The organism is Geobacillus sp. CX412 (genome assembly GCF_027942335.1).
In the GTDB taxonomy this organism is placed as follows: Bacteria; Bacillota; Bacilli; order Bacillales; family Anoxybacillaceae; genus Parageobacillus_B; species Parageobacillus_B toebii.
Map to the genome: position 1 here is coordinate 2,534,537 of NZ_CP103461.1, position 21,219 is coordinate 2,555,755.

Here is a 21,219-nt window from a genome sequence, read left to right on the forward strand (position 1 = left end):
TATATTTGTTTTGCAATTTATAAAAAATGGTTGCAGTCTTTTCTACTGCAACCTTAAAACTTTAATATAAAAAATCAAGCAATCTGCGATCAGCTAAATTCGTATCAACCGGACATGATGCATCATCACGGCCGTACTGCCAAACCCAAACGTTCGCTTTACAATTCGGGGCTGTCGGCTGATATTTCGGCGCTTTTTGTTCTTTTGTCGTCCCTGGTCTTGGTGTCGAACTCCAAATGATTGTTTGTACAGCGACTTGGTTATTTGCCTGGATCGCCTCACAATAAGCACTAGCAAAATCGCCTTTTGTCGGGTCAGCATACACCCCCGGACGATAACCTGTCGGATGCATCGTTTCCACCCATGCTACAATCCATGAGGCATCGACCGAAAAAAAATCTTCGATGTTTGCAAATAATACTTTATTTGCTGGAATGCCGAGACGCCGCGCATGGAATACTGCATTGCGTGCCGCCACTTGTCCGTTTGCATATCCTACAGCCTCACGAAACGCATTATAAACAGGCATCACTTTAATCCCGTAATTTCTTAAACGTGTAATTTCCTCTTTGGTTAAACCGTCGGAAACATTCGGAACATTGGTTAAATACCGCCCCCAAAATTTTGGGTAGCCAAGCTCATTTTTCACACCTTGAAACAACTTTTCCGTTACTGCTTGCGCAGAATCGACACCCCAAACACCTTTTGCCATCAGCTTCCCCCTTTCCATAATGTTCTCTCTGCCATATATATGAAACTTACTGCCTGTTTCATACAATCGTTCACATCGATTAATCGCCTATTCGTCCTGTATTTCTTGTTATATCGATCGGCGCCTCGATTCGTTGAAAAGCAAGTTCTACCGCTTCTTTGGCCGAATGGCAAAACGCGATTTCCACCGTACGCCGTTCATCTAAATAGCCGCCTTCATAAGCAACTTCTTTTATTTTCGTTGCCCAACCGCCAGTCGTTTCGATAATAATAACCGGCTTTTTATTCATATATGCCGCGGATAACTCGCCCAATGTTCCGTTTCCGCCACGAATCATAATCAGCGCATCAGAGGAATGAACAAGAATAAGACTGCGGAAATCAAAATGAAGACCTGTTGTAATGGGGATATCGATATAATCATTTGCAACATCAATACGATCTCCAGCTAAGATGCCAATAACAAGTCCTCCCGCTTCTTTCGCTCCTTTCGATGCCGCTTCCATCACACCGCTTCCCCCGCCTGTTAATAAAACGGCATTTCGCTTCGCAATTTCCGCCCCTACTTCCTCCGCAACATGTCGTACCTCATCGGGGATTTCTCCTGACTGCCCAATAACAGCAATTCGCTTCATTTTATCTCTCCTTCGCATACTTTGTCCTTAATTCCATTTATACGCAGTGTAAGATTCAATCAGACGTTTCCATCATTCCTTATCTTTATAATTATTTTTAAGAAATCGGAACCATCCGTTCCGTTTAAACCAAAAAAACATCAAAATCGTAATGACCGCCATCACCCCAAGAACCATAAAATAACCGTATTTCCAATGCAATTCCGGCATATTATCAAAGTTCATTCCGTAAATACCGGCAATGAACGTTAATGGCATAAAAATCGTCGTAATTACTGTTAATGTCATCATAATCGTATTCATCTGGTTCGAGGTAAGCGACAAATAACTATCACGTATATCAGACGTAATTTCGCGATTTGTTTCAATCATTTCCGCCAGTTTCAGCAGATGGTCGTAAATATCGTGAAAATATAATTGGCGCTCCTTCATACGCTGAAAACGGTCGGAATGAATAATTCGGTATAGCAAATCGCGCATCGGTACAATCGTTCTTCTTAGCTTCGATAAGTCACTGCGAATATCAAATACTTTTTCGATAATGTCTTGAACCTCCTCATCGTTTGTGTTTTCCTCTAATTCATTCAATACATCTTCAATATGATAAATCGGAGGAAAATAGTCATCGACAAGCTTGTCTATAATACGGTACATCACATGGAACGGTCCTTGCTGGAAATCTTCATCGTTTTTGATTCGTGTCCATACTTCATTCACCGCATGAATCGATTGCTTATGAAAAGACACGACAAAATTTTGCCCAACAAATAAATCGACTTCCTCTGCTTCGAGCGAATTTCCATCAATGGCATGCAAAACAACAAATAAATACCGATCAGGCGTGTTGATTATCCAATAAAATCCAAAGGGTATAGAAAAAAGAGCACCTTTCCTGTAGAATGTGAGTAGCCACACAAACAAACCCAGGAGGTGCTCTCTATGAACAAGCATACCACACTCCCGAATTTGATGCAAAAACTTGTTTCGGATGAAGAGATTCAACTGATTGCCGAAGCGGTTGGGTATCGTGATTCGTCTCGAACCTTTACGTTGCGCGAGTTGATTCACTTCTTCCTGCTGGCCGCCATGCATCAATGGAAAAGCTTTCGCCACGGAGCCGATGTGGGGCCTCTGTATGGATTGCCGCGATTCCATTATTCAACTGTATCCAAGAAAGCGAAAGAAGTTCCCTATGACATCATGAAACGCTTGTTGGCGTTGATCATTTCCAAGTGCAACCGCCAAACCCGCCGTTCGCTTCGGTTTCCCAAACCGCTTCGGGTGGTGGATTCGACGACCGTCACAGTCGGGAAAAACCGCCTCCCATGGGCGCCGTATCACGGCGAACGCGCCGGAGTGAAGCTGCACGTCGCGTATTCGCCGGAATCCTCGTTGCCGGCAGACGTGGTGGAAACCATCGGACTGCGTCATGATGGCCCGGTGGGAGAACAGTTGACGAACGCTCAACAAGTGCTCGTGGAAGACCGGGCGTATTTCAAAATCGAACGCCTCGATCGATTTGTGGAGCAGCATCAGCTCTTTGTCATTCGGATGAAGGACAACATCGAACTTCATCAGAAAAAAAGCTTGAAACGCCTTTCCAGCACATCCTCATCGGTTCAAGCCGACTTCACGTGCCAGTTGGGAACGAAACAATACCGCTCCACCAAGCGTCACCGGGTGGTGATCTTTCGAGATGCGAATGGCCGCGACATTCGGGTCGTGACGAACCTCTTCCATGCGTCTGCGGAAACCATTGCCGACATGTACCAACAACGTTGGACTGTTGAGGTCTTTTTCCGTTGGGTGAAGCAATATCTGAATGTCCCAACCTTGTTTGGCACGACGGAAAATGCGGTATACAACCAACTGTTTGCGGCGTTCATCGCGTATGTGTTGCTGCGATGGCTGTATGATCAAACCAAAAAACGGACGAACGTCTCTCTTTCCTTCATTTCGTTTGTTCGCCGTTTTTTCTCTGGGCAGCTTCCTCTCGATTGGAAATCCGGGATGGCCGCTGCTTTGTTTGAGTATGCCCAAATTTATGGAAGGCATATGTATAATTTTGGATAATCAACACTCGTGAATACCGATCATAAAAATCAAGCTTTGGGCGTTGTACATATTCTAAACAGTCTTCAATCGCAAGAGGATGGAAATGGAAAAAATCAGCCAACAACTTTGCTTCATTCTCAGTCGGTTCATGAAAATCAACCCAATACCATGAAACATCTGGACTATTTACAAATGAAAGCGGAACATCATAGATAACCTCAAATTCTTTTGTAATGACACATGTCCGAATCATGCTAATCACCTTACGATCTATAATCTACTTTCCTCTACATATGATAACCGAAAATAGGCTTCATCCTAACAAAAAAGGGATATACATGATGTAGAAAATGTTAAAGAATATTTATCAAAATTTTCTTTACTTTTTGATCAAAAACAAGGATAATATAAAAAAGGGAACTTATCGTTCCCAAGTAGGGGAGGAATCACATATGTACGAAAAACAATATCCTCACGAAGGTGCTATTTTACCTAGCCAAATGGAAGAAAAAAGTAATTATGGCCCGCTGGCGGAAAAAATATTACAACAAGCAATATTCCAGTTTCAAAACAAAAACTGATGGAAAAGATTGACGAAGCGCTTATGACGCGAAATAAGCCACTCTTTTTAGAACTTTCCGCACAATATAATGAGCTTCTAAAAAAACATGGTGCTTAAGAGGAGAGAAAAATGTTCGAGTGTGAAACGTCTGAGTCATATGGTCAAATAATAAGGTGAGCCACTTCTTCCAAAATTTATTAAAGAAAAATGGAGGCGGCTCACTTTTATTTTTTCCCCATTCTCATCCAATCGTCAAACATGATAAAATGTGATCAAACGATGATAACGGAAGGATGAGCAATCGGTGGAACATCTTATACATTCACGTGTAAAAAATATTGAAATATCCGGTATTCGTAGATTTTTTAACATGGTTGCCAACCGTCCCGATTTGATTTCACTAACGATTGGGCAGCCGGATTTTCCCACTCCTGAACATATAAAAGAAGCAGGAAAAGAGGCAATTACAGATAATTTTACAACGTATACGCATAACGCTGGTTTTCTTGAACTGCGCCAAGCTGCATGTGATTTTATTCTTGAAAAATACGGGTTATATTACGATTCTGACGAAGTAATTGTCACCGTTGGAGCAAGCCAAGCGCTTGACATTACATTTCGCACCATTTTAGAAGAAGAAACAGAAGTAATTTTGCCAGGTCCTGTTTATCCAGGATACGAACCGCTGATCCAATTATGTGGAGCAAAACCGGTATATGTCGATACACGGTCGAACGGATTTCGTCTATCTGCTGAATTAATTGCTCCTTACTTAAATGAACGGACTCGTTGTATCGTACTCCCATACCCTTCGAATCCTACCGGAGTCACTCTGTCCGAACAAGAACTTCAGAAAATCGCCGAGCTAGTAAAGGGGCGGCCAATTTGGATTGTCTCAGACGAAATTTATAGCGAACTCGTTTATAATGGCGAACACCATTCGATCGCAAAATGGTTGCGCGAACAAACAATCGTTATTAATGGATTGAGCAAATCCCACTCGATGACAGGATGGCGGATCGGATTCGTATTCGCTCCATCTTTCGTTACAAAACATATGATCAAAGTACACCAATACAGCGTCTCATGCACATCATCTGTGTCTCAAAAAGCTGCGCTTGCCGCCTTAACAGCAGGAAAAAATGACGCGGAAACGATGCGCTCCCAATACAAAGAACGAATGGAATATGCTTACCATCGTCTAATCAAAATGGGACTGGAAGTGGAAAAACCGAGCGGTGCCTTTTACTTATTTCCATCTATCGCCGCTTTCGGTCAATCGTCTTTCGATTTTGCGCTTGATGTTGTGAATAAAGCTGGTGTCGCGCTCGTTCCTGGCAGCGCCTTTTCCGAATATGGGGAAGGATATGTACGCCTTTCTTATGCTTATTCACTAGATACCCTTAAGAAAGGGCTAGATCGTCTAGAACGATATCTCAAAGAAAAACAGTGAGTACTTGTTGACCGTACTCACTGTTTTCTTCTTTCCCTATGGAACAAGGATGAGTTTTCCATGCGTTTTTCGTGATTGAAGAAGACGATGTACTTCAGCCGCTTGCTCGAGCGGATAAACACCGCCAATCGCCAATATCAGTTTTCCTGTTTGAACATAGGTCAATAATTCTTGCAAACTTTGTTGATACAACTCTGATTTTCTCATTATTTGCGGCAAAAAGAAGCCGATGACAGATAAATTTTTTCCCATCAGACGCGCTGGATTCATGCGTGTAAATTGACCGCTCGCCACACCATAAACGACAAGCCGTCCAAATGGAGCTAAACAATCGAGTGTCTGGTGAAAAATATCTCCTCCTGCCATCTCTAACGCCACATCTACTCCTTTTCCGTTCGTATATTCAAGAACCTCGTCCTTCCATCCTTCTTTGGTATAATCGATTGCTGCATCCGCTCCAAGCTGTTTAGCAAGTGCTCTTTTCTCTTCGGTGCTAGCCGTAGCGATAATGTTTCCGGCACGAAAAATTTTCGCAAGCTGAACAGCGAGCGTTCCAACTCCCCCTGCCGCAGCATGAATCAATACCGTCTCTCCTTCTTCTAAACGTCCCATCGTTTTTAAAATATGGTACGCGCTTAATCCTTGAACAGGAAGAGCAACTGCCTGCTGAAAATCAAGTTCATCGGGAATAGAAATCACTCCACGCTCATCTACGTTGACATATTCAGCATACCCACCTGATTCGATTAATGCAACGACACGCTGCCCGATATGAACAGAGGTAACATCTTCGCCGACTTCGCTCACGACTCCAGCCACTTCCGCTCCTGGTATAAACGGAAGCGGAGTCGGAACGACATAATGTCCTTCCCGACGTGCGGTGTCCGCATAGTTTACTCCAATCGCTTCCACTTTTATAAGCACGCGACGTCCGGTTGGAATCGGGCGTTCCATCTCAACCATTTCCAGCACTTCCGGATCTCCATATTTTGTAAATTGGACAACTTTCATCCCTCATTCTCCTTCCGTTAATATTCATTATGAGCACCTCGCTGCATCGTGAATTTCTCCTCCCGATGCCGTTTTTTGAAAAAATGGAATAACAGAGAGCACTCCTTGCTGATTAATATAATCAATGTCTGATTCAAGGCCATGGACCATCATCCATCTTCCGACTCGTGAAGAGGCAAGCACTGTTTTCCCCGCGTTTTCCGTCTTGTATTTTTCGTAAAAGAGCCACGCCGCCATGGCGCTATCGGACAAGTCGCGGGTAGAAACGCCGCATTGAAGCAGGCAAGAGATAAAATAACCAGCACCATAAAAATCTTCTAAACAAAATCTTCCTGATGAACCGGAGCAGATAGCGACAATCGTTTCCGATGCATGCCGTCGGCAAATATGCTCGCTAAGCGCCGGTCCGTTCAGCAAGCTCCCGACGTAAAGATGATTGGCGTGCATCGCCTTGCGGATCGCCACCGTGCCATTCGTCGTGGATAAAATAATCGTTTTCCCCGGACAAAACTTTTGCAAAAAAAGCGGTGCCGTAGATCGGAAGCCGTCAATCGTCCGGCCTTCGTACTCGCCGACAAGCTCATAGCTCCCGTTTGGAAGCAGGCTCGCTTTTTCCCGGGCTTCCTCGGCATTTCGCACTGGAATAACGGAAGCAGCGCCAAACGAAAGGGCGGCGGTAATCGTGGAAGTAGCGAGCAAAATATCGAACACAACCGCTATTTTTCCATCTGCTAAAGCTGTTTCATCAATATCTTCTTTGCGAAAGACGACATGTGCTTTTGCCATGGATTCACCTCAGCGCATTGCTAGCTGCCATGCATGTTGGATGAGTGACTGAACAAATTTTCCAAAATTGCGGAAGCGTTCGTCATTCGTCTGCCCGCGGCGGTAGCGATAATAAATCTGCTGGGCGATGACAGCGAGTTTAAAATAAGCAAACGTTAAATAAAAGTGCATATTCGAAATATCCCGTCCGCTTTTTTCTGCGTATGCCCGAATAAATTCCTCGCGCGTATAAAAGCCAGGATAAACGGTAACCGGCGTTCTGCCAAATCCGTTTTTCAACTGCGGCGGATCGTCCTTTTCAATCCAGTAGCTCATCGCCACAGCCAGATCGGCAAGCGGATCGCCGACGGTGGACATTTCCCAGTCAAACAAGCCGGCCATTTGCGTGACATCATCTTCGGCAAACAACGCGTTGTTTAATTTATAATCATAGTGAATAATCGTCGCTTCGCTGTTTTCCGGAACGTGACTCACAAGCCATTTCGTCAGCGCTTCCACTTCTTTAATCTCATCCGTTTTCGCCCGCTCATAGCGCTGAATCCATCCATGTACTTGCCGTTCCATAAACCTTTTAGGCTTTACCATCTCGACAAGATGCGTTTTTGTATAATCAAGCTGATGTACTTGTACGAGCGTATCCACCATCGTTTCCGAGATTTTCCGACATAATTCTTCTGTCGGGACAATGTGCGCTGGAAACTCCGTATCTAGCACAATGCCATGGCGACGCTCCATCACAAAAAATGGACTGCCAATAATCGTTTCATCCTCGCAAAATAATAACGGTTTCGGCGCCAGCGGGAAAATCGGATGAATTTCCGTCAGCCATGTGCTTTCCCGCTTCATATCATGCGCCTTCGGCGGAACGGGGCCAAACGGCGGCCCGCCGCAAAACGGCTTCCCACTCTCCGCATGACAGCAAATACGTTAAATTGGAGCGTCCAGCGGAAAACTGTCTCACTTGCAGCGTGCCCTCCGGAAAATCCGGCAATGTTTTTCTCAAAAAATCGGTCAATTTTTCAACAGGCAGTTCTTCTCCTTTACGTACAGGAATGATCGCCGTCATGGCAATTTCTCCTTTCCATTACGAGCGTTTGGCATATTCATCCTTTATCCTTTTTTTACTGACTGGTTAGTATGTTTCAAAAAAGCTACTTGGCATGCAAACACCAAGCAGCCGCACTCTTTACTTTTTCTCTATTCCTTCCAGTAAAATCGAAACCATATGTTTCGCCACTTCGAAATCGCTCAATTTCCCATCCGGCTGAAACCATTGGTAGCTCCAGTTTGCCGCTCCTAAAACGGTCAACGTTGCAATGGAAGGCGGCAAATCGTCACGGAACTCGCCGTTTCTCATCCCTTCTTCTATTAACAATTGCAGATTGTAACGAAACAAATCCCGCTTTTCTACAATTTTCTTTAAATGATCTTCATTTAAATGTTTCATTTCCCGGAAAAAAATACGTGCCTGTCTTCCTTGTTTTTCAATGTTATGAATAAGCATATAGACGATTTCAAACACTTTTTCCTTTATTGTTTTTGTAGAATCCTCTATAATTCTCTTTTGATTTTCAAGCAGTGCTTCAATATAGCGAAGATGGATATCCATTAATAATTCTTCTTTGCTTTTAAAATAGTAGTAAAATGTTCCTTTTGTCACACCGAGCATATCCACAATATCTTGAATGGAAGTTTCGCTAAATCCTTTTTGTTCAAATAGCGTAATGCTTGCCGCCATAATTTTTTCCTTCACGCTCTTCCACCTTTCTTGTCATGTTTATTCCTGCCATTATCATAAAACGGTCAAGCCAATAAGACAACAAGCATGTGACTTGACCGCTTTTGGAAGAACGCACTTCTTTCTTTATTTTGAACGGAGCGCCTCTTCGCGAAGAGCGCGGCGCAAAATTTTACCGACGTTTGTTTTTGGCAATTCGGCGCGAAACTCGACAATGTGAGGCACTTTGTAGGCGGCTAAATTTTTGCGGCAATGCGCGATAATTTCTTCTTCTGTTGCTTCTTTTCCATCTTTTAATACGATGATCGCTTTTACCGTTTCACCGCGGTACTCATCTGGCACGCCGATCGCCACCGCTTCTTTTACTGCCGGATGTTCGTAAAGCACCTCTTCAATTTCACGCGGATAAATATTGTAACCGCCGGCAATAATCATATCTTTTTTCCGGTCAATGATTGTTACATATCCTTCTTCATCAACCGTTGCCAAGTCACCCGTATATAGCCATCCATCCCGAAGTGCCACCGCTGTTTCTTCCGGCATGTTCCAATATCCTTTCATCACCTGCGGTCCGCGAATAATGAGTTCGCCTACTTCCCCTGGTTTTAACTCTTCTGTTCCGGTGGCAACATCGACAATTTTGTACTCCGTCATCGGCATGCCGATGCCGACCGTTCCCGGTTTTCTTTCCGCAAACGGCGGATTGCAGTGAGTCACTGGCGATGCTTCCGACAAACCGTATCCCTCTAACACGACAGCGCCGGTTTTCTCTTCAAATTCCCGCATCAGCTCGAGCGGCATCGGGGCGCTGCCGCTGTTGCACGTTCTAATGCTGTTAATGCCGTATTGCTCCACCCCTGGCGTATTCGTAATTGCGACATACATTGTCGGCACCCCAGGGAACACAGTCGGCTGCTTCTCTTTAATCGTCTCTAACACTTCCTTCAGTTCAAAGCGCGGCAATAAAATGTTGTTGGCGCCGACATAAATCGCCATATTCATGCCCGATGTCATTGCAAACACATGGAAAAGCGGAATGACGGTTAAATAACGTTCCTTTCCGACCTCATACGTTCCTTTGAAAAATTCAGCACATTGCATGACATTTGCTAAAATGTTTCGGTGAGTTAACATCGCACCTTTGGAACGTCCTGTTGTTCCTCCTGTATATTGCAGAACGGCAACATCGTGCTCCGGCTCGATCGACACCGGCTGTACGCTTCCGCTTCCTTGAGCAAGAAACTGTTCAAATGTCACATCGTTCGTATCTAGGGAGCTAGAGGATAGCGGCTGGAAGCTGACGACGATGGCCCGCTTGATTGGCGTATCTTTGCGCACCGCCTGCAGCCGTGGGTAAAGGGCATCATAAATCACGATCGTTTCCGCTCCTGAATCGGTCAGCAAGTGGATTAACTCGCGCTCCACAAGCATCGGATTTACTTGCGTCACAATCGCGCCGATTCGTAAAATCGCATAGTAAGCGATCACATACTGCGGGCAGTTTGGCAGCATAATGGCAACGCGGTCACCTTTTTGGATGCCTTGCTGCTGCAAGTTCGAGGCAAATTTATTCACCGCATGGACTAGCTCGCCGTACGTAATCACTTTATTATAAAAAGTCAATGCTGGATTGTCGCGATATTGCCTGGCTTGCTCTTGCAAAATATCACATAATGTGATGTTGGGAATATCAAACTGAAACGATACATTCTCTGGATATAATGCCGCCGCTTTCTTTTCATTCATTTTCCCATTCCTCCTTTTTTAAGATCCTGAGGCGTGGCTTCCGCCATCGACAACGATTAACGATCCCGTCACAAAATCGGAGGCCGGAGACGCTAAAAATAAAATCGCTCCTTTTAAATCATCTTCTCCGCCAAATCGTCCTAACGGCGTATTTTGCAGCACTTTCTGTCCCACTTGCTCAAGGACGGCTTTGGACATTTTCGTTGGGAAAAACCCCGGTGCGATTGCATTGACATGAATTCCGTATCTTCCCCATTTTACGGCCAAGTCTTTCGTAAACGTAATAACAGCCCCTTTGCTTGTGTTATAACCAATCGTATTTAATATTTCCGGATTCGTTCCGCCAAGCCCTGCGACAGAAGCGATATTGATGATTTTGCCGCTCCGCTGTTTGATCATTACTTTGCGGCCGCCTGGCTCATGAGAAACGTTCCGGTCACATTGACATTGATGACTTTTTGCCATGCCTCAAGCGGCATTTCTTCTACCGGCGCCCCCCACGTCGCGCCGCTGTTATTGACTAAAATGTCAATTTGCCCAAATTCATCGACCGTCGCTTGCACGACGCGCTGTACATCCTCTGGATTCGTGACATCGCATTTTAATGCAAGCGCTTTTACGCCAAGCTGTTCTAGCTTTTCTTTCACTTGTTCACATGCTTCTACTTTGCGCGAGCATACGACCACATTCGCTCCTGCTTCCGCCAAGCCGATGGCGATCTGTTCGCCAAGCCCGCGCCCTCCTCCGGTAACGATCGCCGTTTTTCCAGATATTTTAAACAAATCTAGTACATGCATGCTATTTCTCTCCTTTTTTATTGATATTGTCGTAATTCCAATTTGGTGATTTGCTCTTTATGCACTTCATCCGGCCCGTCGGCAAGACGCAATGTGCGCGCATTCGCCCATTGAGCGGCAAGCGGGAAGTCATCGCTGACTCCTGCGGCTCCAAATGCCTGGATGGCCCGGTCAATCACTTTTAAGGCAACGTTTGGCGCTACCACTTTAATCATTGCAATTTCTTTTTTTGCCTTTTTATTGCCCACCGTATCCATCATGTATGCCGCTTTCAATGTAAGCAGCCGTGCTTGTTCAATTTCGATCCGTGACTGGGCAATCCAATCGCGAATGACGCCTTGTTCTGCGATCGGTTTCCCAAACGCAACCCGCTTTTGCACGCGCTGGCACATCAATTCAAGCGCCCTCTCGGCCGCTCCGATCAGCCGCATGCAATGGTGAATTCTCCCTGGGCCTAGGCGTCCTTGGGCAATGGCAAATCCTTTTCCTTCTCCCCAAATAATGTTTTCTTTCGGGACGCGGACATGGTCATACGTAATTTCTGCATGGCCGTGTGGGGCATGGTCATAGCCAAACACCGGCAGCATCCTCTCAATTTTTACTCCTGGCGTATCGAGCGGAACAATAATCATCGACTGCTGTTCGTGTTTCGGGGCATCCGGGTTCGTTTTTCCCATGACAATCGCGACTTTGCAGCGCGGATCGCCAGCGCCTGACGACCACCATTTCCGTCCAGTAATAACGTATTCATCGCCATCGCGGACAATGCTTGCAGAAATGTTCGTCGCATCACTGGAGGCAACGTCTGGCTCTGTCATGGAAAAACAGGAACGGATTTCCCCGTTTAATAACGGAATCAGCCATTTTTGCTTCTGTTCTTCCGTGCCGTAGCGGACGAGCACTTCCATATTTCCTGTGTCAGGAGCGCTGCAATTAAATACTTCCGGCGCAATCAACGAGCGCCCCATGATCTCGCAAAGCGGCGCATACTCCAAGTTCGTCAGCCCTGCCCCGTATTCGCTGTCCGGCAAAAATAAATTCCAAAGTCCTTCTTTTTTCGCCTTTGCTTTTAATTCCTCCATAATCGGCGGAACAGACCATCTCGATTCTTGTGCGTTTAGTTGCTCCTTATACACCTTTTCATTTGGATAAATGTAACCTTCCATGAAAGCGCTTAACTTTTTAATCAGCTCTTTGACTTTCGGTGAATACGAAAAATCCATTCTTCCCCATCCCTTTCTATACTAACCGGTTAGTATGTAACCTTATCTTTACTATACCCTTATTTATAAAAATATTCAATATTTTTAGATAAATAACAAAAAAGACATCATCATAAAGATGATGTCTGCTTATTCTTGGATATATCGCTTATATAAAGCTTGCGTGCCACTGTTTTCTTCCCCTGCCTTTGCCAGTTCTTCATACATCGATTTCGCAAGCGCAAGCCCTGGCAGTTGCAAATTCATTTTTTCTGCTTCCTCTAACGCAATTTTCATATCCTTAATAAAATGCTTCACATAAAAGCCCGGCTTGAAATCGCCGGAAAGCATGCGAGGGGCTAAATTGCTCAGCGACCAGCTTCCCGCCGCTCCCTGGGAGATGCTTTCTAGCACTTTAAACGGATCCAATCCTGAACGCTTCGCATAGGCAAGCGCCTCGCAAACGCCAATCATGTTCGATGCAATTGCGATTTGATTGCACATTTTTGTATGTTGGCCAGCACCTGCTTTTCCTTGATGAACAATGTTCGTTCCCAATCTTTCTAAAATCGGTTTACACGCGGAAAATACTTCTTCATCTCCGCCAACCATAATCGTTAATTTTCCTTCTTTTGCGCCAATATCTCCGCCTGAAACAGGAGCATCAAGCGCATAAACATTTCGTTCTTTCGCCGCCTGATAAATTTTTTCCGCAAGCGTCGGAGTAGATGTGGTCATATCAATCACATATGTACCTTCTTTTACGTTTGCCAGTATGCCTTCTTCTCCAAAATATACTTCCTCCACATCTTTTGGATATCCAACCATTGTGATGACAACATCCGCTTCTTTTGCAAGTTGAGCAACTGTTTCTTTCCAAACTGCTCCCTCTTCAATAAGATCGTTCGCTTTCTCTTTTGTTCGTGAGTAAACAAGAAGAGGATAACCTGCTTTTAGCAAATTGCGAGCCATGCTTTTTCCCATCACACCAAGACCGATAAAGCCGATTGTTTTCATTGTCTTCTTCCCCTCCCTGCATTTGAATGAATCGTGTTTATCATAACATAAAAAAGTACCTTGGAAATGAACCAAGGCGCTATCTTTCTTTTTTCAAAAGCGGCTGTATTTCGATTGAATTCCTCATCGCACTATATTAAATCGCTTTTACCATCCCGCCGTCAACAATAAGAGACTGCCCTGTGATATATGTGTTTGCCTCTGAAAGAAGGAATGTAACGACATTGGCAAATTCCTCCGGTGTGCCGTAACGGCCAAGAGGAATCATACTTTTCATGCGCGCTTCCATTTCTTCTTTCGAAATTCCCAGTTTTTCCGCATTGATTTTGTCTAAAAATGCGACCCGCTCTGTTGCGATTCGTCCCGGTGCTACCGTATTAATTAAAATGTTGTACGGTGCGAATTCAAAAGCTAATGTTTTCGTCAAACCGACGATGCCAGTGCGGAATGTATTCGATAAAAGCAGCCCCGGAATCGGCTCTTTAATGGAGGAAGAAGCGATGTTGACAATTTTTCCTCCTTTTTTCTTTAAGTACGGAAGCGCTTCCCGAATCATGCGGATATAGCTAAGCAAATTCAATTCAAACGCATGATACCAATCTTCGTCGCTGATCGTTTCAAACGTTCCCGCAGGAGGCCCCCCGGCGTTGTTCACCAATAAATCGATGGTTCCATAAATGTCTACCGTTTTTTGCACAAGACGACGAATATCTTCTGCCTTCGTAATATCTGCTTGAAGGTGGGCGACTTGTCCTTTATGTAAATCACGTAATTCTTTTTCCACCTCTTGCAGCTTCTCTTCATTTCGGCTTGTAATCATGACATTTGCCCCTTCGAGCACAAGCTGACGGGCAATTGCTTTACCAAGACCTTGACTGGAAGCGACGACAAGTGCTGTTTTCCCCGACAAGCGCAACTCCATAGCTTTTCCTCCTCAGTTATACATGTTTTTATTTAAAGTTATTCGCTGCATTTTAGTGATTTTCCTTCTTTCTTGTATAGATTAAAAAGGGGTTGTTCTTTCTTTGCCACAAAAAATTCCCTCCCGAGTAGAATCCAACATCATACCAAATGTTCTTTTTTTTCGCTGTATACCTGTAGGGGATAATGCCGTACAAATCTCTTGTTCTATCTAAAGAAGTGATACGCTGATATGCATCGCTTTTTTCAAAAAGGCTCTGTTAAATTCTAATGTTGATTTTTAAACCACAGAAAGAAGACCGAAATCAATCGGTCTTTTTTGTATGTCTTGTTCAACTATCGCCATCCGTTAGCCAACCATTCTGCATCTATGCGACACCAACAAATGATGAAGGGATCGTTTAATTAAAATAAGACGGGTTCTTGAGAATGATGCATTTGTTAAAATAGCACAAAGGCGATGCCCCTTATTAAGCATCGCTCTCATTAATTGAATAACAAACATACAAAATAGTTCCCTAATTCGCAAGACTAATAATAGCAACCACATTCTTCTTTTTATTACTTACAGTAGTTTTATTCAGCTGCCATAGCATCGGCTTTTGTTACATGTACAGTACCACGTGGATGTTCTGGCGGTGCATATATCGAGTAAAGTTTTAGCGGGATATTACCTATATTGATTACGTTGTGCCATGTTCCAGCAGGTATCATAATGGCAGAATCATCATAGACTTTTCTTTCAAAGTTTAAATTATCTTTACTCTTGCCCATTTGAACAATCCCTTGACCTTGTTCAATACGTAAGAATTGATCCACGTCAGGGTGAATTTCCAAACCGATATCTTCGCCAACATTGAGACTCATCAATGTAACTTGCAAATGATTTCCTGTCCATAAAGCGGTACGATACGTATTGTTTTGCTTCGCAGCCTCGTTGATATTAACTACAAACGGTTCTGGTCCATAATCTTTTAACTCAATTTTATCTCTTCCCTTTGATGATTGCAAAAAATCCAATCGTTTTGCATGCCCTATCTCATTAGGAATAGACCAGTAAACAGGCTGTCTTCCATAGTTATACATTGGTACGTTAATATAATAAGGATATGGATACATAAAAGGAACATAGTACATTTTTCTCACTCCTTCGCAGATTTATAAATTATCCTATGCACTATGTTCAAGGAATTTACTTAAATTCAGGGTTATTTATTTAAAGAAATCGTTATTGGTCCAAAACATTGTACTCAATTAAATGGCCCTTTAAAAAAGGGGAACACATATTAGTCATGTATATATGTGTTTTTTTCACTGCCGTCATGGGCATGATCATCTTCATACCGGCTGGGGCCGGCGGCATCATTAATGCGAGTTACCAGCTGAACCAGATGGTGCATAATACATGGTTTGTCACAGGCCATTTCCATCTGACAATCGCATCTACAGTATTATTGACATTCTTTGCTATTTCCTACTGGCTGATTCCAGTCTTGACCGGACGGGTTTTCACGAAGCAATTGAACAGGCTTGCCATCGTCCAGGCAGTCCTGTGGGCAATCGGCATGTTCTTGATGGCTGTGATTATGCATATTGTCGGACTCCTTGGCGCACCTCGGCGCACCAGTTACTCCACTTACGGTGGACATGAACTTGCTGTTACATGGCTTTCTTACAACCAGGTAATCGCTCTAGGAGGCGTCATCCTGTTTGTAGCCATCGTACTGGTACTGTATATCTGGTTCAATTTGTTGTTCTTGGCACCGAAATCCGAAAAAACAATCGAATACCCGATTGGCGTTGTCAACGAACAAGCGGAACATCCACCTCGAATTCTGGAAAGATGGTCATTCTGGATCGGTGTCTCCATCGCCCTTTCCGTAATAGCGTATGCCATTCCGATTTATCAGCTCATCATGCACGCCCCGCTCGGATCACTGCCGTACCGGACTTGGTGAAAATAACCTAATTTCGATCAAAAGAGTGTGTCCCAAAAGCGATCGCGTTTGGGGCACCTTTGCTTTTGAATCAGTCTCTGTTTTCCCCATCCATTATGGAACGAAATTGTTTCATTTTTTCGTCTACATTTACTCTCGCAACATGAAACGAATTTTTTTGAGTAGCCAGCTGCAACGGGTCTATATCGCTTCGCACTCCTAATGTATTCCCTTCTGCCGCGAGCGCGTCATTTAGGATTCCCTCGCGATCTCCATCGAAATGAAAATCATGAGGATGATCGTTTCTTCCCCGCTCTGGCATCTATCTTATCCCTCCTTTTATGTCTATTTTTCATTTAAATCGAACGAATCATTCCTTTTCACAGCTGCTCATTATTTCCCATGAACGAAAAAAGAGGCGGCTCCAAAAGCGTTTTTTGGAGCCTGCCTCCTTTTTATCAGCTTTCTAATAGAAGGTCTTCTGGATTTTCGATCAAGTCTTTTACCGTTTTTAAGAAGCCGACTGCTTCTTTTCCGTCAATAATTCGATGGTCATATGATAGCGCCACATACATCATTGGGCGGTTCTCGATTCGTTCTTCGTCAATCGCAACCGGACGAAGCTTGATCGAATGCATGCCTAAAATACCAACTTGCGGTCCGTTAAGAAGCGGAGTAGAGAAGAGCGAACCGAATACCCCGCCGTTTGTAATGGTAAACGTTCCTCCTTGCAAATCGCTTAGCGATAGTTTATTGTTGCGCGCTTTTGCCGCCAATTCAGCAATATCTCTTTCGATTTCGGCAAAATTTTTCCGATCGCAGTCCCGCACCACTGGAACGACTAAGCCTTCGTCCGTTGAAACAGCAACCCCAATATCATAGTATTTTTTCAAAATAATTTCGTCACCTTGAATTTCGGCATTCACATAAGGATATTTTTTCAATGCTGCCACAGCTGCTTTCACGAAGAAAGACATAAATCCAAGACGCACGTCGTGTTCTTCGAAAAATTTATCTTTTTTCCGTTTTCGTAATTCGATGACAGCTGACATATCAATTTCATTAAACGTTGTCAACATCGCCGTAGATTGTGTCACTTCTAATAAGCGTTTAGCAATTGTCTGGCGGCGGCGCGACATTTTTTCACGGATCACTGGCTTCCCATCATCTTGCTTCACTACTGATGGAGCCGGTTGTTGAACCGGTGTTGTTAGGGTTGCTTGTGGTCTTGATTGTTGTTGCGCAAATGACTCCACATCTTGTTTACGAACCCGTCCTAACGGGTCAACGGTAGGAACTTGCGCCAAGTCGATTCCTTTTTCTCTCGCGATTTTTCGCGCCGCCGGTGAAGCAATCGGACGCTGCGTCGGCTGACTAGCCGATAACGGCTGTTTTTCGATTTCCTCTGCTTGCACGTTTGTCGCTTGTAGGTTTTCTGGTGCTGCTTGTTTTGGTTCTTCTTGATTGCTAGGCGCAGCTTCCTGTCCTTCGCCGATCACTGCAATAGCCTGGCCTACTGCGACAGTGTCGCCTTCGTTTGCTAAAATTTGTTGCAATACTCCTGATTCCTCAGCCATGATTTCTACATTCACTTTATCTGTTTCCAATTCGCAAATCGATTCACCTTTTTCTACATGATCACCAGGTTTTTTCAACCATTGCGCAATGGTCCCTTCTGTAATAGATTCTGCTAATTCTGGAACTTTGACTTCAGCCACGTTTGATGCCCTCCTCAAATCTTGCATTATTGCTCTTTTTTCGTTAATGCACATTGAATAATACGCTCTTGCTCTTTTCGATGAACGACAGGGTCACCTTCTGCAGGGCTTGCCCGTCTGCGTCTACCAATGTAGCTTACATCTACTCCTTCTGGAGCAATTTCACGCAATCTCGGCTCGACATAACACCAGCTTCCCATGTTTTGCGGTTCTTCCTGAACCCATACAATTTCCTTTACGTTTGGATAGCGAGCAAAAATTGCTTGGAGTTCTTCTTTCGGGAATGGGTACAATTCTTCTATGCGCACGACGTGAAGCCAGTCTAGCCCTTCCATTTTGTTGATTTGCTCTGCCAAATCAATCGTCAATTTTCCAGTGCTTAAAATAATTCTTTCTACTTTTTCACGGTTTTCGCCAAGTCCCTTTTGTTCAAGCACAGGATGGAATTGACCATTCGTAAACTCTTCCACATCTGATGCCGCTAACGGATGGCGCAACAAGCTTTTTGGCGTCATCAGCACTAATGGACGAACTTCCTCCCGCTGTAAAATACTGGCTTGTCGACGCAAAATATGGAAATATTGAGCGGCAGTTGACAAGTTGGCTACCGTCCAGTTATTTTCCGCTGCTAGTTGTAAAAACCGTTCTAAACGACCGCTTGAATGTTCCGGACCTTGTCCTTCATACCCGTGTGGAAGCAACATAACAAGACCGGATTTTTGTCCCCATTTCGCCCGTCCAGATGAAATAAACTGATCAAACATCACTTGTGCCATATTCGCGAAATCGCCAAATTGTGCTTCCCATAAAACGAGCGTTTCCGGCGCAAAGACGTTATACCCATATTCGTAACCAAGCACTGCCGCTTCTGTCAGCGGACTATTGTAAACAACGAATGAAGCGTTCGCATCGCTAATATGGTGAAGCGGAACAAATTCTTTACCTGTTTTCATATCATGCAACACAAGATGACGTTGGGCGAACGTACCGCGCTGTGAATCTTGGCCAGTAAGACGGATTGGAACACCATCACGCAAAATTGTTGCAAAGGCAAGAATCTCCGCGTGCGCCCAGTCAATTTTCCCTTTGCCGTCAAACACGCCTTCACGGCGCTTTAAGATGCGTTCTAACTTATTAAATACATGGAAATCAGAAGGAAACTGCAACAGTTCTTTATTCAACCGGCGCAATACATCTTTTTCTACCGATGTTTTTACAAATGGCAATTTGCATGCTACCGGTTTCGGCGGATCCATGATAAAATCAAGTTTTGACTCGTCTTTTGGAACTTTTTCATACGCGATTTTCAATCGTTCCGCAACTTCTCGTTCCATCTCTTCTACAGCTTCTTTAGTAACAATTCCTTTTTCAATCAACTTTTGCGCATAAAGCTGACGAACGGTTGGATGCTGTTGAATAATGCTATACATTGTCGGATTTGTCGCCATCGGCTCATCCATTTCGTTATGGCCAAAACGGCGGTAGCCAATTAAGTCGATAACAAAATCTTTTTTGAAACGCTTACGATAGGCAAACGCAAGGTTCGCCGCTGCTAAACATGCTTCCGGATCGTCGGCGTTCACATGCACAATCGGTATTTCAAAACCTTTTGCAATATCAGATGCATATTTCGTAGAACGAGAATCATGGCTTTCTGTTGTGAAACCGATCATATTATTCGCAATAATATGAATCGATCCGCCTGTCTGATATCCTTGCAAACGGCTTAAGTTTAGTGTTTCGGCTACAATTCCTTGCCCAGGAAATGCCGCGTCTCCGTGAATCATAATAGCAAACGACGAATCGGTATCTTGAGACGGCACGCCCGCGTTCGTGCGATCCTCTTGAGCAGCACGCGTAAACCCTAAAACAACAGGATTAACCACTTCTAGATGGCTTGGGTTGTTTGCCAATGTAATTCTCATCGTATGCTCATTTTTGTTTCGAAGACGGCGAGCTGCCCCTAAATGATATTTCACATCTCCCGTCCAGCCATATGTAATCGCTACCGATCCTTCCGACGGAATGAAATCTTTGCTTTCCGCATGTTGGAACTCAGCAAAAATCATTTCATATGGCTTTCCAAGGACGTGAGCAAGCACGTTTAAGCGGCCGCGATGCGCCATGCCGATATTAACCGCTTTCACTTCTTCTTCAATGGAATTGCGGACAAGTTCGTCTAATAGTGGAACCATCGAATCTAATCCTTCGATCGAGAAACGTTTTTGGCCGACAAACGTACGATGAAGGAACTTTTCAAACCCTTCCACTTCCGTAAGGCGGCGGAGCAACGCCACTTTTTCCTCGTTTGTCAGACTTGGGTAATATGCTCCTGATTCAATTTGGGTAATTAACCAATTTCTTTCTTCTAAGTTATGTACTTGTGAAAATTCGAAAGCGATTTTATCCGTGTATATTTTCCGCAAATGGTTAATGGCATCCAATCCATTTTTCACATGCGCAGGCGCATGCGGACAAATAAATGCGACAGGAATTTGTTTTAAATCATCTTCCGTTAAATCAAATTCGCTTAATTCAATACGGTGCGTATCTTTATTTTGGGTATTTAATGGGTTGATATCTGCTGCTAGATGGCCATAATGGCGAATTTTATCAGCTAGTTTTACCGCAGCAACAAGTTTGCTGAATATGGTTGGATTCTCAGGAAGCCGGAACGTTTGATAAGTTTTTGCGACACTCCCACTATGCTCAAACCGTTCTGCTTCCGTTGTCGGTGCTCCCCACTCCTTAAACAATTGTTTCAATTCGGGATCTACGCTGTCCGGATCCTCTAGATACTGCTCATACATTTCCATCACGTATCCAAGGTTCGGGCCATAAAATTGACTCCATGGTTCTGCGTAGTGCATCGTTTGCTTTGTCATTATGAAAAACCTCCAACTATTTCATTCATTTGGGATGATTGCGAG

18 protein-coding genes and 4 pseudogenes are annotated in these 21,219 nt (G+C 44.1%); 5 read left to right on the forward strand and 17 right to left on the reverse strand.

Annotation, left to right across the window (positions count from 1 at the left end; translation table 11 throughout):
- Positions 1–61 precede the first annotated feature (61 nt).
- From NXM86_RS13200 to corA, 3 genes and pseudogenes are all read right to left on the reverse strand, one after another.
- Positions 62–712, reverse strand: coding sequence for a glycoside hydrolase domain-containing protein (locus tag NXM86_RS13200; protein WP_498958133.1), 651 nt, complete (start codon positions 710–712; stop codon positions 62–64).
- Positions 713–791: 79 nt separating this feature from the next.
- On the reverse strand, positions 792–1,346 hold the full coding sequence (locus NXM86_RS13205) for a TIGR00725 family protein (protein ID WP_015863276.1): 555 nt from the start codon (positions 1,344–1,346) through the stop codon (positions 792–794).
- Between the two features lie 72 nt (positions 1,347–1,418).
- Positions 1,419–2,183, reverse strand: a pseudogene (corA, locus tag NXM86_RS13210) (magnesium/cobalt transporter CorA); the annotation flags it as partial.
- Between the two features lie 102 nt (positions 2,184–2,285).
- Between corA and NXM86_RS13215 the strand changes: the two are divergent.
- On the forward strand, positions 2,286–3,419 hold the full coding sequence (locus NXM86_RS13215; protein ID WP_498958134.1) for an IS4 family transposase: 1,134 nt from the start codon (positions 2,286–2,288) through the stop codon (positions 3,417–3,419).
- Here NXM86_RS13215 and NXM86_RS13220 read toward each other — a convergent pair.
- Positions 3,325–3,654, reverse strand: a pseudogene (locus tag NXM86_RS13220) (CorA family divalent cation transporter); the annotation flags it as partial. The gene NXM86_RS13215 and the pseudogene NXM86_RS13220 overlap by 95 nt on opposite strands.
- 199 nt (positions 3,655–3,853) lie before the next feature.
- Between NXM86_RS13220 and NXM86_RS13225 the strand changes: the two are divergent.
- From NXM86_RS13225 to NXM86_RS13235, 3 genes are all read left to right on the forward strand, one after another.
- The gene (locus NXM86_RS13225) at positions 3,854–3,982 is read left to right on the forward strand and encodes a hypothetical protein (RefSeq protein ID WP_498958135.1); all 129 of its coding nucleotides are present in this window, start codon (positions 3,854–3,856) and stop codon (positions 3,980–3,982) included.
- 23 nt (positions 3,983–4,005) lie between these two features.
- Entirely contained in the window at positions 4,006–4,080 is a 75-nt protein-coding gene (locus NXM86_RS13230) for a hypothetical protein (RefSeq protein ID WP_498959040.1), read from the forward strand.
- Positions 4,081–4,267: 187 nt separating this feature from the next.
- Positions 4,268–5,416 (forward strand): aminotransferase A, encoded by a 1,149-nt coding sequence (locus tag NXM86_RS13235; RefSeq protein WP_089097024.1) that lies wholly within the window; start codon positions 4,268–4,270, stop codon positions 5,414–5,416.
- A 36-nt stretch (positions 5,417–5,452) separates the two neighbouring features.
- On the opposite strand, the gene NXM86_RS13240 is transcribed toward NXM86_RS13235, so the two are convergent.
- The 10 genes and pseudogenes from NXM86_RS13240 to NXM86_RS13285 form a co-directional block, all read right to left on the reverse strand.
- Positions 5,453–6,427 carry a quinone oxidoreductase family protein gene (locus NXM86_RS13240; protein WP_081189171.1) on the reverse strand — a complete coding sequence of 325 codons (975 nt, stop codon included), beginning with the start codon at positions 6,425–6,427 and terminating at the stop codon, positions 5,453–5,455.
- A 27-nt stretch (positions 6,428–6,454) separates the two neighbouring features.
- Complete coding sequence (locus tag NXM86_RS13245) at positions 6,455–7,213, reverse strand: 2-phosphosulfolactate phosphatase (protein WP_081189170.1); 759 nt, start codon at positions 7,211–7,213, stop codon at positions 6,455–6,457.
- Positions 7,214–7,222: 9 nt separating this feature from the next.
- A pseudogene (locus NXM86_RS13250) lies at positions 7,223–8,279 on the reverse strand (phosphotransferase family protein).
- Positions 8,280–8,399: 120 nt separating this feature from the next.
- Complete coding sequence (locus tag NXM86_RS13255; RefSeq protein ID WP_498958137.1) at positions 8,400–8,966, reverse strand: TetR/AcrR family transcriptional regulator; 567 nt, start codon at positions 8,964–8,966, stop codon at positions 8,400–8,402.
- 111 nt (positions 8,967–9,077) lie between these two features.
- On the reverse strand, positions 9,078–10,697 hold the full coding sequence (locus tag NXM86_RS13260) for a long-chain-fatty-acid--CoA ligase (protein WP_498958138.1): 1,620 nt from the start codon (positions 10,695–10,697) through the stop codon (positions 9,078–9,080).
- 18 nt (positions 10,698–10,715) lie between these two features.
- Positions 10,716–11,494: pseudogene (locus tag NXM86_RS13265) on the reverse strand (SDR family oxidoreductase).
- 17 nt (positions 11,495–11,511) lie between these two features.
- The gene (locus NXM86_RS13270) at positions 11,512–12,717 is read right to left on the reverse strand and encodes an acyl-CoA dehydrogenase (protein ID WP_498958139.1); all 1,206 of its coding nucleotides are present in this window, start codon (positions 12,715–12,717) and stop codon (positions 11,512–11,514) included.
- 129 nt (positions 12,718–12,846) lie between these two features.
- Positions 12,847–13,713 (reverse strand): NAD(P)-dependent oxidoreductase, encoded by an 867-nt coding sequence (locus NXM86_RS13275; protein ID WP_015863266.1) that lies wholly within the window; start codon positions 13,711–13,713, stop codon positions 12,847–12,849.
- A 136-nt stretch (positions 13,714–13,849) separates the two neighbouring features.
- Positions 13,850–14,635 carry an SDR family oxidoreductase gene (locus NXM86_RS13280; protein WP_015863265.1) on the reverse strand — a complete coding sequence of 262 codons (786 nt, stop codon included), beginning with the start codon at positions 14,633–14,635 and terminating at the stop codon, positions 13,850–13,852.
- A 575-nt stretch (positions 14,636–15,210) separates the two neighbouring features.
- On the reverse strand, positions 15,211–15,771 hold the full coding sequence (locus NXM86_RS13285) for a cupin domain-containing protein (protein ID WP_498958140.1): 561 nt from the start codon (positions 15,769–15,771) through the stop codon (positions 15,211–15,213).
- 155 nt (positions 15,772–15,926) lie between these two features.
- On the opposite strand from NXM86_RS13285, the gene NXM86_RS13290 reads away from it, so the two are divergent.
- A complete protein-coding gene (locus NXM86_RS13290) occupies positions 15,927–16,592 on the forward strand; it encodes a cbb3-type cytochrome c oxidase subunit I (RefSeq protein ID WP_223812125.1) in 666 nt (221 codons plus the stop codon).
- A 70-nt stretch (positions 16,593–16,662) separates the two neighbouring features.
- Here the strand turns inward: NXM86_RS13290 and NXM86_RS13295 are convergent, their stop codons facing one another.
- The 3 genes from NXM86_RS13295 to NXM86_RS13305 form a co-directional block, all read right to left on the reverse strand.
- Complete coding sequence (locus NXM86_RS13295) at positions 16,663–16,893, reverse strand: hypothetical protein (RefSeq protein ID WP_062753573.1); 231 nt, start codon at positions 16,891–16,893, stop codon at positions 16,663–16,665.
- Positions 16,894–17,029: 136 nt separating this feature from the next.
- Positions 17,030–18,289, reverse strand: a complete 1,260-nt coding sequence (gene odhB, locus NXM86_RS13300) for a 2-oxoglutarate dehydrogenase complex dihydrolipoyllysine-residue succinyltransferase (protein ID WP_062753575.1) — start codon at positions 18,287–18,289, stop codon at positions 17,030–17,032.
- 26 nt (positions 18,290–18,315) lie between these two features.
- A complete protein-coding gene (locus tag NXM86_RS13305) occupies positions 18,316–21,174 on the reverse strand; it encodes a 2-oxoglutarate dehydrogenase E1 component (protein ID WP_081189166.1) in 2,859 nt (952 codons plus the stop codon).
- Between the last annotated feature and the right edge of the window lie 45 nt (positions 21,175–21,219).